This is a genomic window from Metamycoplasma neophronis (assembly GCF_006491995.1).
In the GTDB taxonomy this organism is placed as follows: Bacteria; Bacillota_I; Bacilli_A; order Mycoplasmatales; family Metamycoplasmataceae; genus Metamycoplasma; species Metamycoplasma neophronis.
Genome location: NZ_VHHP01000001.1, coordinates 1 through 14,126 on the forward strand (window position 1 = coordinate 1; position 14,126 = coordinate 14,126).

Annotated in this window: 14 protein-coding genes and 1 tRNA gene; 5 read left to right on the forward strand and 10 right to left on the reverse strand. The window is 29.2% G+C overall.

All coding sequences use genetic code 4. From position 1 onward, the window contains the following. The 7 genes from FJR74_RS00005 to FJR74_RS06930 all read right to left on the reverse strand — a co-directional run. A partial coding sequence (locus FJR74_RS00005) for a hypothetical protein (RefSeq protein WP_140914498.1) occupies window positions 1-734 on the reverse strand: 734 nt, incomplete at its 3' end. A gap of 105 nt (window positions 735-839) precedes the next feature. After that, complete coding sequence (locus FJR74_RS00010; protein ID WP_140914499.1) at window positions 840-1,019, reverse strand: hypothetical protein; 180 nt, start codon at window positions 1,017-1,019, stop codon at window positions 840-842. 3 nt (window positions 1,020-1,022) lie between these two features. Continuing rightward, a complete protein-coding gene (locus FJR74_RS06910; RefSeq protein WP_140914500.1) occupies window positions 1,023-1,994 on the reverse strand; it encodes a carbohydrate ABC transporter permease in 972 nt (323 codons plus the stop codon). Further along, window positions 1,936-2,973: a carbohydrate ABC transporter permease gene (locus FJR74_RS06915; protein WP_140914501.1), complete on the reverse strand. Its 1,038-nt coding sequence runs from the start codon at window positions 2,971-2,973 to the stop codon at window positions 1,936-1,938. Before FJR74_RS06915 ends, FJR74_RS06910 begins: the two co-directional genes overlap by 59 nt. 2 nt (window positions 2,974-2,975) lie before the next feature. Further along, on the reverse strand, window positions 2,976-4,946 hold the full coding sequence (locus FJR74_RS06920) for an ATP-binding cassette domain-containing protein (protein WP_140914502.1): 1,971 nt from the start codon (window positions 4,944-4,946) through the stop codon (window positions 2,976-2,978). A gap of 34 nt (window positions 4,947-4,980) precedes the next feature. Next, window positions 4,981-6,027 (reverse strand): thermonuclease family protein, encoded by a 1,047-nt coding sequence (locus FJR74_RS06925; protein WP_140914503.1) that lies wholly within the window; start codon window positions 6,025-6,027, stop codon window positions 4,981-4,983. 24 nt (window positions 6,028-6,051) lie between these two features. Continuing rightward, window positions 6,052-8,208 carry a P68 family surface lipoprotein gene (locus FJR74_RS06930; protein WP_140914504.1) on the reverse strand — a complete coding sequence of 719 codons (2,157 nt, stop codon included), beginning with the start codon at window positions 8,206-8,208 and terminating at the stop codon, window positions 6,052-6,054. 287 nt (window positions 8,209-8,495) lie between these two features. On the opposite strand from FJR74_RS06930, the gene rnhB reads away from it, so the two are divergent. After that, window positions 8,496-9,092: a ribonuclease HII gene (gene rnhB / locus FJR74_RS00040; protein WP_140914505.1), complete on the forward strand. Its 597-nt coding sequence runs from the start codon at window positions 8,496-8,498 to the stop codon at window positions 9,090-9,092. 47 nt (window positions 9,093-9,139) lie between these two features. Here rnhB and FJR74_RS00045 read toward each other — a convergent pair whose 3' ends face one another. After that, entirely contained in the window at window positions 9,140-9,946 is an 807-nt protein-coding gene (locus tag FJR74_RS00045; protein WP_140914506.1) for a hypothetical protein, read from the reverse strand. A 202-nt stretch (window positions 9,947-10,148) separates the two neighbouring features. Beyond that, a tRNA-Leu gene (locus FJR74_RS00050) sits at window positions 10,149-10,232 on the reverse strand. Between the two features lie 73 nt (window positions 10,233-10,305). Between FJR74_RS00050 and FJR74_RS00055 the strand changes: the two genes are divergently transcribed. The 3 genes from FJR74_RS00055 (at window position 10,306) to FJR74_RS06940 (ending at window position 12,246) form a co-directional block, all read left to right on the forward strand. After that, on the forward strand, window positions 10,306-10,788 hold the full coding sequence (locus FJR74_RS00055; protein ID WP_140914507.1) for a dUTP diphosphatase: 483 nt from the start codon (window positions 10,306-10,308) through the stop codon (window positions 10,786-10,788). A gap of 76 nt (window positions 10,789-10,864) precedes the next feature. Beyond that, on the forward strand, window positions 10,865-11,575 hold the full coding sequence (locus FJR74_RS06935; RefSeq protein WP_140914508.1) for a chromate transporter: 711 nt from the start codon (window positions 10,865-10,867) through the stop codon (window positions 11,573-11,575). 2 nt (window positions 11,576-11,577) lie between these two features. Next, complete coding sequence (locus tag FJR74_RS06940; protein WP_211333925.1) at window positions 11,578-12,246, forward strand: chromate transporter; 669 nt, start codon at window positions 11,578-11,580, stop codon at window positions 12,244-12,246. Window positions 12,247-12,325: 79 nt separating this feature from the next. On the opposite strand, the gene arcA is transcribed toward FJR74_RS06940, so the two are convergent. After that, entirely contained in the window at window positions 12,326-13,561 is a 1,236-nt protein-coding gene (gene arcA, locus FJR74_RS06945) for an arginine deiminase (protein WP_140914510.1), read from the reverse strand. A gap of 269 nt (window positions 13,562-13,830) precedes the next feature. Here arcA and rpoE point away from each other — a divergent pair, with 269 nt between their 5' ends. Continuing rightward, window positions 13,831-14,088: a DNA-directed RNA polymerase subunit delta gene (gene rpoE / locus FJR74_RS06950; RefSeq protein WP_140914511.1), complete on the forward strand. Its 258-nt coding sequence runs from the start codon at window positions 13,831-13,833 to the stop codon at window positions 14,086-14,088. Window positions 14,089-14,126 lie beyond the last annotated feature (38 nt).

The following is a 14,126-nucleotide window of genomic DNA, read 5'->3' on the forward strand; positions in this document are numbered from 1 at the left end:
AAATTTAATAGTTCGTCATTATATTTAAAAATGCTATCTTTAAAAATAAACTTATTTGTTTTGACATAATCTATATTAATTTCGTATTTTTCATTTCACATTGATTCCATTTTTTGCTTAATTTCTTCTTGTTGATTTAAATAAACATTAATAGCATTATCAAAAATTTGGTGTTTTTCTTTATTTTCAAAAATATTTATTTGTAAATTATTTTTTTTAATTGCGGCTTCTAATTTAAATAAATAAAAACCTAAATATAAATTATTAATAATCAAAATATCGTTACTTAAGCCAATCGGTAAATTATAAATAGAATTATTAGTTTTTGGAATTCCAAGTTGTTTGTTAGAAAGCAATACTTTAGGATATAAATTAGCCTCTTTAGTTTCTTCATAAAAATCAAGCGAGCGATCGTATTTAGCGATAAGATTTGCTAAACTTGGATAATATAAGACTAAATTTGGAATTGTTTCATCATTAGCCTCTAATTGTAATGCAATATTTTGAAAAATATTTTCTCTGCTCTTTGCATAAACTAATTTAACTTTTTTATTCGGGTTTTGCGCATTATATTTTTTAACAATTGTCTCAAAAACCTTGATATCCCGGTCTGGAAATTGTCGTATTTTAAAAATAACCTCATCTGCCGAAACTTTTCTTTGACAAGAAATCGCTACAACTGGCAAGGTTGTAAATGCAAAAACTGCCAATGACGAAAATAATTTTCTTAACATAAAATTATTATACAATTTACTTTTAAAAGAATAACAAAAAGGCCCAAGCATATAACTTGGACCCTAAATTTATTTGATTAAATAAATAAACACAGAATATTAATTTTATATACCTTTAGAAGCTAAAGCAATTGGTCCTTCTATTAAACCATAAATTGCTACAGCAACAATCGCTAATGCAACTACTGTACTAAGAATAATACCAATAATAGAGAAAATTCTTTTAACTTTACTTTTTCTCTTTGACTTAGTCAATTGAATAAATAATTTATTATCGTTATTCATATCCTATCCTTTGGTTGCGTTACCATTTCTTGCAATGGCATTCATAATTCTTTTTCTTAGTATGAAGTAAATAATTAGCATAGGTAAGATGGCTAGAATAGTTCCGGCCATACGAATTGATCTATAAACCATTTGAAGCTCGGCATTTTTTGATTTACCGGTTTCGAATACTCATAGGTTAATAGGTTTTCATAATGTATTAACTCCATTAAATAGTAAAGAAGGTCATACATATGAGTTTCAAGATGCAAATGCGGTAAGAACGGCTACAGTTCATGTAGTTGATTTAACCATTGGCATTGCAACCTTAAAGAAATATACAAATCCGTTTGCCCCGTCTAACATAGAAGATTCCTTAACTGAGTTTGGAATTGCTTCGAAAGCATTTCTATACATTCATGCGAAGAAGATTGAAGCAGCAAATGGCACAACCATCGTAATGAATAATCAGTTTTGGGTTTGTCATCCTAGAGCGGTTACAATTGTATATTGTCCGGTTAAAAGTCCAATTTCTGGAATAATCATTAGCGAAATGAAAAATCCAAAAAATGCGCTTTTACCTTTCCAGTTATTTAATGCGAAAGCATATCCAAGGGTGATTGAGAAGAACATTCTAACTAAAATAGATACTACTGTAAGCGAAACAGTATAAATTATAGCTTGGGCATATCCTTCATCAAAAGCCTCAGTAAAGTTGTGTCAGTTGAATACTTTTCCCCCTTCGAATGATTTAGGAAATAGTAAAACCTCATTTTTTATTTGTCATTGAATGCTAGTTAATGATTGTGTAATCATGAAGTAAAATGGGAATAAAATTAATAAACCAAAGAATCCTAAAATAATTATTTTAAAGGCCCAGCTACCAACGGCTGCTCAAGCGCTTGTGGTGCTGTATGGTTTAGACATTAATTCTTGTTTAGATTTTAAATACCGGTTTTCTCTTCAATGTCTTGTTTTCAATTTTGTTAATAACATTTTTTTCTCCTGTTTTAACACTAGCAATATATATTAATGACGCGATCTTTCTTACTGATTTAGAGAAGATTAGACCGATTACAAATAAGATGACTGACGCTGCAGCAGCAATATCAAATCTTCCTTGACTAGTATAGTTAAAGATATATAGAATAAGGGTAGCACCTTGATTTTGCATTGCAGATGAAGCACTATTATTAAACAATGCTAATGGGAATGTTTTAATACCACCAATTAATCCCATGGTAAATAAGAACGAAATTGTCTTAGTTATTGATGGTAGTGTTATTCTATAGAATTGTTTGTTTGTTGACGCACCGTCAATAGAAGCTGCTTTATATAAATCTTGATTAACCGATAGCATTGCGGTGGTTAAAATTAAGATTTGAAAGGCTAAACTTCCTCAAACACCTCTAATTAAAATAATTCAAAAAGCGTTTCAGTTTCCTGGTGTTGTATTACTCAAGAATTGAATTGGTGTATCAATTATTTTTCAATTCAAAAGGAATTTATTGATCAAACCGTCTGTTTGATCGAACATAACACTAAACGCCATAGATACAGCAATAGCAGATGTTACATAAGGTAAGAAGAAAACTGTTTGTCAAAATCCTCTTGATCATTTTTTAACTAACTGCACTATTGCTGAAGAAATTAACAATGATATTCCTAAACTAATTGGAATAGATAAAATAGCATAAACTAATGAGTTTCTTAAAGCTACTCCAAATACTGATGAAGTAAAAATTCTAGTATAGTTACCAAAACCAACGGTATAAACACCTTGGGCAAATCCCATCTTCATTTGGAATGATTTAATTAAAACTAATAAAAATGGAATTAGTGTAAACAATAGAATTGTAATTATAGATGGTAGCATCATTAAAAGTGGTTTATAAAACTTAGTTTTATTATTTAAAACACTTAATGCTAATCCAGGATTTTTAATTCTATATTTTTTTCAAAAATAAGTTTTCATAATTAAATACGTTCTTTTGTTTCAACATCAAATAAATGATATAATTCATCATTTTTAATGTTTAATTTAACAATTTCGCCAATTTCGTAATGATACTTTTTACTTAAAAATACGTTTGCTATTTTATTGATTTCGGGAATGAATATTTGTGCTTGAATTTCTTTTCCTAAATATTCAACAACTTTAATAGAACCAGCAAAAATGCCGTCTTCACTTTCGATTAGTGATTCCCCTCTAAATCCTAAATCGACTTTTGGTTTATTGTATGATTCAGGCAATTTAATAACTTTTTTGCCATTATACATTACATACCCATCTTTGGTGTCAGTTTCAAAGATAGTCATTTCTGGCATACCAAGAAACTTTGCAACAAATTCATTTTTTGGTCTTAAATACAATTCCATAGGACTACCGATTTGTTGAACACGCGCGGTTGACATACAAACAATTTTATCGCTAATTGACATAGCTTCTTCTTGATCGTGAGTAACAAAAACTGTAGTAATACCTAACTCTTGTTGAATTGAACGTATTCACTTTCTAGTTGAAATACGTAATTTAGCATCAAGGTTAGATAAAGGTTCATCTAATAATAAGATTTTTGGTTTCTTAACAATAGCACGAGCAATTGCTACCCGTTGTTGTTGTCCACCTGATAATTGTGTAGGTCTTTTAGCTAAGTTTTTAGTAATTTCAACTCTTTGTGAAACTTCCAAAACATCTTTAACTGTAGCCTCGTCAATTGTTAAAACATCTTTTGATAATACTTCGATTTGATCTTGTAAATCATTTGGCAACATCTTAATCAAAAGATTCAAGTTTTTATTAAAATTATGATCTTTTAAATTATGCGATTCAAAAATATTTTTAAAAGCAGATTGAACTGCAGAAGCATAATCTTCTGAAGTTTCTTTGCTTACTAATTTGTATCTTTTTTGAACTTCTTTAATTTTTAATTTTAATTCAGAATGAGCTTGAATAGCTCTTTTTTCTGCTAATGCTTTCTTAGCTTGTTTAATGTCTTCTTTATTTCTTGCCTTAGTTGAAGCATAAATTTTTTCATATTCTTTTTTCAATTCAGATGTTTTATTTTTATATGATGTTGTAAGTTCATTCTTTTTATTTTTTAACTGTGCATTAATAGCATTAATTTCAGAAGACATATTTGCACTTTGTTCACCAGTTAAAGAACTATTTAGACTTAATTTTTCATATTTTTCTTGAACATCAGTAATTGATTTTTTAGCAAATTGTTTTGCTTCTAATAAATCGGCTTGATATTGAATTTTTAATTCTTTTAATTGTTTTAAAACTTTTTTAGTTAAATTAGTTGCTTCAGCAACTTTTTTAGTTTCTAAAAAGTTTAATCTATTTACTTCATCATCGATAATATCATTGTATTCAGATTTTAATTCAGATAAATATTTATCTGTTTCTTTTGGATTATCAATTGAATAGTAATATTTAAGTTCTAAGTTTTTTAATTCATCTTTTGTAATATTAAAATGTTTTAGAACTAATTTAAAAATTTCATGTTGAGCTGATCTTGTTTTTTCAATAGTTTCAGCTTTTCAATGTTTATCGTTTGATAAAGGAAAAGCAATGTTTTCATAAACTGTCATATGTGGATACAATGCATAGTTTTGGAAAACAAGTCCAAGTTCTCTTTGTTGCGGAGAAAATTTTGTAACGTCTATTCCGGAAAAAAAGATTTTACCGCTTGTAGGACGTAATAATCCTGAAATAGCGTTAAGGGTTGTTGTTTTACCTGAACCAGATGGTCCCAATAGTGTAACTAACTCTCCTTTTTCAATAACGAACGAGGCATTGTCAACTGCTAGCGATTCACCGAAATCTATGACTAGATTTCTAATTTCAATCGCAGGAATTGTTTTTTTCATCTCGTAGCGTTGTTTAGAGAAACTATGAATATCTTCTTGTGTTAATTGCTTTTGGGTTTTGTTTTTTTTCATAGTTATTCCTTATTTTTTAGATTAATAAAGGTAATTAATTATTTTTTTCTAGTTTTTCAAAAAATTTATAAATGTTATTTTTATAAGTGGCCAATCCTGGTTTTATTAAAAATTCTGGGCGTAAAATCATACTTGAGTGGTCTATCATATTTTTGTCGTGTTCTTCATATTCCAAACTGAACTGAGCAGGCGAATTAATACCGACGTTCGCTCCATAAAAACCTTTTTTCTCATATGCTGCAGAATTAATTGCATAAGCTAAATAAGGCATTAAAAATGATGAAATGTTTGGATTTTCTAATAAAGTTTTATTTTGATAGCCATACTTAAACGAATTAAAGTCTATGGTATTTAATCTTGCCAAAGTGTAACCATTAGCAAGCATTTCAATACCAAAATTTTTAGAGTAATTTTCGCCAAAAAATACATTAGCAACAAATCTATTGTAACTTTTTGTCGTTCAATTAGAAGATATAAGTTTAACTCTTTGTCCCAACACTAATGAGTCAGCGAAAGCATGATCCATTTTAGCCAATGAGCTTTCCCTTTCACTTACATTATTAGTGTTTTCTTCTAATGTGTCAATATTTGCAATTCTAATTGACATTGTTTCCGGTACTACAACTGCTTGGGCTTCAGTAGGTAATTTAACGGGTTGTTTTATTACTCGTACTGTAATTGTATCACCGTCGGCTAAATGAGTAACTTCAGCTTCAACAGCATGGAAGTATTCCCATAAAGTAACATTATATTTTTTTTCGTCAGAATCCGAAATTTGAATTATGTTATCGAATATAGTTCCGACCTTGTCTAATTCATAACTTTTTGGTCAATTTGGATAATTAAAAGGTACGATCGAATTTAAGACATTAATATTTTTTTTGATTTCTGGATAAGATTTTGCTAAATCTGTTTTTTTAATTAGTTCTTCTTTATATTTTGAACTAATATATTTATTGTTTTGTATCCTTACTATTGCCTTTTCACGCTTTATTGTAAGATTACAAGATGAAGCAACAACAATGGGCGAAATTGTTGTTGCTGCAATACCAATTGTTAAGAATAATTTATTAATTTTCATTAATCTATTATTTATTAAAAAATACTAAATATTAAATCCGTTTGAAATATTGGTGATAAATGATTCGAAAGTAACTTCGCCTGGGCTTGATGCTGCTTTACTGAATAGACCTAGTGCTGCAGAAGTAATTGAATCTCTCAATGGATTTGATTTAACAGAAGCAACGTCTTCGGCTGGAACATAAACTCCATCGTGGTTTTGACTATTAATTAAATTAAATTGATTAAATGCCAAAGTATTTGCTGTATTTAAACCAAATTGTTCAGGGTTGCTTTGGAAGAATGAGTTAGTTGGTGATACATAACCTCCAACATAGTTAAACATATCAATAGGTTTAACATTTTCTTTTGTAAAGACTTTTTCTGGTTGTCCCTTAGGTCTATATGTAATTGTTAATGTTGGAATGGTGCCTTTAAAGAATCAATCCATAAAACTCAATGTTTTTTCATCCTCTTGTTTATTTGAGTGAATACCAATCATTGATGGACCTTGTACGAAAACTGCTTTATGTGGGCTGTTTTGTTCTTTACTAAATGGCGAACCAATTCAGTCAGCATCAGCTTCATTAACAACAGATGTTTGAGTTTGTTGCTTAACTTCAACAAATTCAGGGCTAATTAGGAAGTAATTTTCAGCTTGTGTTGTTCCCTTGGTTACATTAGGTAATTCAACAAACTTACCTGCTGGAATTTCAAGAGTTTGGTCTGCGTTTGTGTTATTTTTGTAAGAAACTTCCAATTTTCCATTTTTTACTGTAAAAATGCTTTTTGCTGGAACGAAATATCATCCTGCATATGCAGACATATCTTCTGAAGTAAGAGCGGCAGATAATTTATATTGGTGTTTTGCAGATGATACTTTGCTAAAGTCAGGAACAGTTGATTTATAAACTTGGTTAACATATTTACCCGATTTAACTTGGAATGCAACATATGCTTTATCGTTTTCTTTAACACTTTTTGCAACTGGGTCAGTTGTAAGAACTGTGTCAGCAATATCTACTGAATCCGAAGTTCCTTTGATATAGTAATTGTTAATTGCTTTTGAAGAAGAAACGAAAGTTTTGTCTCATCCCGCAGTCGATCCCATCGACATAGCTAATTTATAGCTAATTAAATTTCCTGAACCATAAGAACCATTACCACCAATTCATAGTGCTTTATTCTTAATACCTTCGATAATAATATCTGCTGCTGCTTTAAATACAGCACGTTGAGTACTTTTTGGATTTTCAATAAATGTAGTGTAGTCTCATCCACCATCAGCAGCATTTTCAGCATCAGGTGTAACATATCCCTTAGAAGCGTTTCCAGCATCTGCGGCGCCGACCATTGTGTTAATTGCGTTTGGAACTGAGTCCATACCTAAAACATATAAATTAGGGTTATTAGCGTAAATTTTCTTAATTGCTATCGCCATCTTAATTAATGATTCGTATGAATTGAAAATGCTGTCATCAATAGCAGGAACCAATTCTTTTATTTTAGCTTTTAATTCTTCATTAATTTCTGCTCTAGATTGTTCTGTTCAAACAGAATCCACGAAAGCTCTTTCTTCTACTTGTGACTTAGAATAGTCAATATATTTATTAATTAAAGTAACATTTGAACCAAATGGAACTTCTGCTAATGTGTGTAGTTCATCTAATAATTTACCTAATAAAATTTTTGAAACAGTAATCATTTCTGTTGAACGTGACATAGGAGCAACTAATTTTTCGCCATTTTTTGCACCAGCGATAGTTGAGTTAACATTTTTGAATGCAGGTGCAAATCCAAATGATTCATACATATCGTTTGGAATAGCTAAATTCATATCATATGAAGCAATTATTGAAGCTGCAGCTGGATAGTTAATTAAAACATTTCAAAATGTTTGATTATCTTTAGCATTTAATTTTGCAGATAAAGAGTCGGTGTTATAACCGTTTGCAAGATAATTAACTGTAACTTTTCAACCAGCGTCTTTATTGACATGTTCATTATAGTAATCAACGATGCTTTGTAAAGCTACTGCTTGTTGGCCATCTTTAGCAAAACCTGTTGCTAATACAATTTTATTGTCTAAATCTTGGTCAAATCTTGCAGTTCCTCCACCACCACATGAAGCCGCAATAGGTGCGATCGCAATTGCGGAAGCAATAGGTGCAAGTCCTAGAAGAACTTTGTTAATTTTTTTCATAAATTAATTTATTCCTTTCTAATAATTAAAAATAATTTAGAAAAACGCAACACCAAAACGCGCCTATGGGCGTTTGGCATTGCGTCTATTGTGAAATTCTTTTAAAATATTCTGTGTTTTCACAATACATATTTTAATATATTTAAGCAAATATTTATAAAAAAAACTAAACCTTAAAAAAATATATTTAATAAATTAAATAAATAACACAATATTATACATCTAATTACTTAATATATACATTATTTATTTTTTTATTTAAATAACATAATGAATATAATTTATACATGTTAGATTATGAAAAAAATATACAAAATTATAAAAATCTGCTTATCGCAGGTTGTGATGAAGCTGGCCGCGGACCATCTGCCGGTCCACTATATATTGCGGCTTGTATAATGCCTATAGACTATCAAAATGAAAAAATTAATGATTCTAAAAAATTAAGTGAAAAAACAAGAGAAAAACTATTTGATGAAATTATTAACAACGCAATATCATATTCAATTATAAAAATATCCGCTAATGAAGTCGATGCGCTTAATCCGAAACAAGCATCAAGATTAGGCATGAAAATGGCAATTGAAGCATTGAGCATAAAGCCAGATTTAGTTATAACGGATTTTGAAAAGATTGATATCAATATAACTCAAATAAATTTGATTAAAGGCGATGAAAAGAGCCTTAATGTCGCCGCCGCTTCAATATTGGCCAAAGTATCACGTGATAGATACATGATTGAGTTAGCAAAACAATATCCTCAATATGATTTCGAAAATAATAAAGGTTATTTTACAAAAAAACATGCTGAAGCCATTGCTCAGCATGGGATTTGCCTAGAACATCGTAAAAGTTATAAAAATATAAAACCTTTTATTAAATAAAAAATTAACAACAAATGTTAATTTTTTTATCCACCAGTAATAGGCTTTTATCTTTTTACAGAAGATGAATTCAAATATCTAAAAGCATAAATATTAAACGATAACAAATTGAAGTTATTAAATGTTTCAATATTTTTTACTTTGCTCAAAATATGAATTTCATAAATAAATATTGAAATGCTCAAACTAAAAATGGTTGCCGCTAAGATAATTAATAAACGAGTGATTTCTCTTAATGATTCATTTAAATCGAAATATTTAATTGCAAAAGCGACTAATATTGCAATTATAATTATTGGAATTACTAAATTTAAAACAATCGTTCTAGTTATACCAACTTGTTTTTGTTTTTTATAGTTAGGATCTAAAAATCCATGTTTAGCAAAATCTGAGTTAACTTCATTGATCAAATTACCATATTCAATTGACATTTTTGAATAATTTAAAATGCCGGCAATAACATCAATAAATTTACTTTTAGTGATTGGCTTTTTTATGCTATAAAATTCGATTACCCGTGGGTCTTTAAAAAAACTGAATTTTGACTTATCATGAAGCGAATTCAAATAAGCATAATATTCAAAAAAGTCTTTAATAGTATAACGTTTGAATAAATCTAAAAATATAAAAGAAGCCAAAACTAATAATAAACCCGAAATTAGCCCGACAATTATGCTTACGATAATATCATTTGAAACCTGTAAAGTATCTTCATAACGGTTCTTAAAAACAACACTAATATAAATAATAAGTGACCATGCTGCAAATATAACTAATAAAATTAATATTCAATATCATATTGAATGGATTTCATAGTTTTTTAATTTTTTTAATTCATTTTTTCTATTATCCATGTGTCTCCTTATTTACGATTATATTATATATAATAAATTTTGTTTATAGTAAAAATCAAGCTTTTTAGTGCTTAAAGTTTATATTTTTTTGCTTAAAATAAGATAGAAAAATATCTTGTTTTAAGTATTTTTTTATTCTAAATTTATTAAATTACAATAACAAAAGACGGCCAATAAGTGCCGTCTTGTGGTAAAAAATATATGGTACTCCAGACTGGACTTGAACCAGCATGACCTGCGTCGGTTGATTTTGAGTCAACTGCGTCTACCATTTCGCCACTGGAGCAATTGCAATAATATTATATAAGTTTTTTTAGTAAAATTGATTATTTTAATTATTTAGTTCTATAATCATATTTATGAATTTAGAATTTATTTTCAATGCACAAATAGATCTTGACAAAGCATTTAGAGAAAGTCGTGATAAAAACGAGCAACACTTTAATACAAAAATCGTGATAGCTTTATTAGTTGAATTAGGTGAATTTGCAAATGAAGTTAAAGCTTTTAAATATTGAAAGAAAGACAAAACAATTGACCGTCAAGCAATGTTAGAAGAATTTGCTGACGGAATCCATTTTTTAACAAGTATCGCTTATAAACATCACATAGAACCACAAATCAAAGTAATTAAAAAATACGATGATTTTAGCTTGCAATTAGCTTATACTTATAAAATTTTCACTAAGCTTTTTCAAAATAAAAGTAAAAGAAATATTAAAAAGGCTTACGGAGCATATTTAGGTTTAGGTCAAATTATGAATATTCAATATGATGATATTGAAAAATCTTATATCGAAAAAAATCATAAAAATTATCAAAGAATTAAAGACAATTATTAAATAATAAAGACGCATTTTTGCGTTTTTTTATAAATTTTATTTATTTTATATAAATATTTTTATAATTAAATCCGTAATGAAAAAAACTAAATTATCAGAAACCTTAGACACCGGAGTAAAACGCCCAAGCTTTTGAAGAGTTTTGGGATTTATTTTGTTTATCAGTTTCGTAGGTTTTGGTGGCGGCAATGCATTGATGCCGGTTATTAAACGTGATGCAGTTGATAAATATCATTGATTAACGGAAGAAGAATTTGACCGGGTAGTTGTAGTAACAAATATGTTGCCCGGAGCAAGCGTTATTGAAGCAATTAGTTATATTTCGATTAAATGCTTGGGATTTTGAAAAGGTTTCATTATTACAATAATCGGGATTTTGCCACACTGTTTTTTATTTTTTGGCTTATTCTTAGCAATGACTTATGTTCCTAAACAATATTTATATGTTGTTTCATTGGGTGTATTAATTTCCATTATTGGTTTTTTAATCAACTTTGGAATTAATTACATGAAAAAAAGTTATAAAAAAATGAATGTTGGGTTATGAATATTTTTATTTTTAATCACCCTCGCATTTAGTTTATTTGTCCCCGTGCCTTATAATATGCCTGTATTTGTCATGGTCTTAGTAATGGTAATATTTTTCATTATTGTTAAGATTCAAAAGCGTAATGCTAAAAAACTTATTCCGAACAAAAATAAAAAATATGAAAAAGATGTCAAAAGTATTGATATTTCATTGAACAGTGCACAAAATAATGATGATAACTTAAAAGGAGGTAATTAATTATGTTCATTGCCTTACTTTTATCAATTCCACTACTAATATTTGTTTCGTTAGCAATCTTTGGGGGCGGGCAAGTATTCATGCCAGTGTTCCAATGAATGTGACAATTATTAGCAAAAATTTTTCACTTCACAATTTCAGATGATACTATTAACCAAGTATTTGCTATTGCTAATGCAACGCCTGGTGTTGTTTCAACTAAGTTTGGCTTAATCACCGGATTTTTAGTTTCAAATGGTCAATGATGAGGCTATTTAGCAATGTTATTGACTTATTTAATTTTCGTAACGCCAGCTATGCTTATGATGTACTTTGCTATGAAAAAAGTCAATAAGTTTGGCGAAAATAATGTTATAAAAAAATTATTATTAATTATGAATCCTGTCGTAGCTGGCATTGTTATAGCCTTAGGAATTCAACTACTATTAGCGACAATGTTCCCATATATTATTTTTAACAATGGTTCAAAACAATATGCAGGCATTATTGCGGCAGATGGTAATGAAAAAGTAAAATTTTTCAGCGGATGAAGACAATATGTCTTGTATGCCTGAGTACCGATCGGAATAACTTTTAGTTACATAGCTGCTCGTAAAAAAGTTCCACTTTGAGCGATAATATTAATCAATCTAATACTAACTTTCATAATCTTTGAACCTTGATTTACTTAAAATAAATTAAAAACTCCACGAGCTTTGATGCCCGCGGGGTTTTTAATTTATATATAGATTTAATAATTTGTCGAATTAATTATCACTTAACATCTTTACGTGATAGAGGCATTGACATGCAACGTGCATTTCCCATACCTAATGATAGTTGGTTACCGTGGAATGGTAATACGGTAATTCCAGCTTTTTCTAAAGCAGCGTTTGTTTTTTCGTTACGTGAGTAACCGATTACTAAAGCTGGTCTTAGAGCTAGGTAGTTTGTACCATCGAAGTGAGTTTCTCTTTCAACATCGATGTGAGTTGCACCTTCGCCTGCAATAGGAATTAAAGTAGGTTTTTTGTTAATAATTGAAGCTAATAAGTCTTCTAATGGTAAACCGTTTTCAACAGGTTGTGGGTTTTCTCCGCCATTTACTAAATCATAGTCTCAGAATTTGAATACATCGTTAGCAATTGGTGAATATAAGAATTTATCTTTGTCTAACATTGTTAGTCATGTATCTAAGTGCATTAAGTTTGTTCATTTTGGAACGTTAATTGCAACGATACGTTTAAATTCACATTCTTTGTTTGCTTTAATGTTTTTAGCTAATAAAGTAATAGTTTCTAATTCTGTTCTTTCTGAACATCCAACAACTAGAGTGTCATTGTTGTAGATGAATACGTCTCCACCTTCGATTGGTAATTTCATTGATGGGTCGTAGTATCTTGGAGTGTTAACTAATTTAGGGTGATTTGAGAAGATGAATTTTGCAAATAATGTTTCACGTTGTCTAACTTTATATTTCATGTAGTGGATTGTAACACCATTACCAACTGATGCAAATGGGTCACGTGTGAAGTATAGGTTAGGCATTGGGTCAACGATTAATTCACGTTCTGCTGACATTAGGTTTAAATCATATTTAGTGATACCTGACATCATGAATTCAACCATTTCTCTTGTTGATTTTCTTGAAGTTAAGAATTTTCTTACTGCTTCAGCTTCTTCTGTTGATAAAACAGGATCTGAATCTGCTAAAAAGTCTTCGATTAATTTAGCTTTTGCTTCTTCTGAAGCTAATTCGTATGTTTCGGTAACTAAATCAGTTAATTCAACAACGTTAACGTTGTTTTTCTTTAATTCAGCAACGAATTCTTTGTGTTCTTTTCTAGCGTCATGGCTTTCTAGGATAGCTGAGAATAATAATTCGTCTAGCCGGGCTGGTGTAATGTAATCAATTTCACGTCCAGGTTCGTGAACTAAAACTGTTTCTAATTCACCGATTTCTGAGTAAACGTGAATTCCGTTAAATTTACTGTCAAATACAGACATTTTTATTCCTTTCAAACATAGATGTTATTATTAATGTATAACCCTAAAAATTACTAATTAGTTTTTGTGATATAATATCTTTAAAAATAGTATTTTTTTACTCTAACCACAATATTCTTAGGTATTTATACAATTAAAATTATACTATCTTTTATTTTTTTTGGGCAGTGATTAGTATTTAATTAAAAATAAACCCAAAAAATGTAATTGTTATTACATATAAAATTATTTTTTGCTAATTATGTAATAATTAAATAAAGGAGTTTGATATGCAATATAAAACACTTGTTGATGTAGCTAAAGAGGTTCTAGAAAACCACACAAAATTAGATTTTAAATCATTATTTGAAGGCGTTGAAGCAGAACTATTCCCAAGATGAAGAGCTGAAACCTCACCAGAAATTAGTGATGAAAAACTTTTAGAAAACAAACGTGGTGAACTATATCGTTTACTAACAATCGACGGAAGATTTTTCCACAATGAAGATGGCACCTGAACTACCATTCGTCCTGACTTTCACAACTAATCAGTTTCAATCTGATTAGTTTTTTTATTTAAAAATAG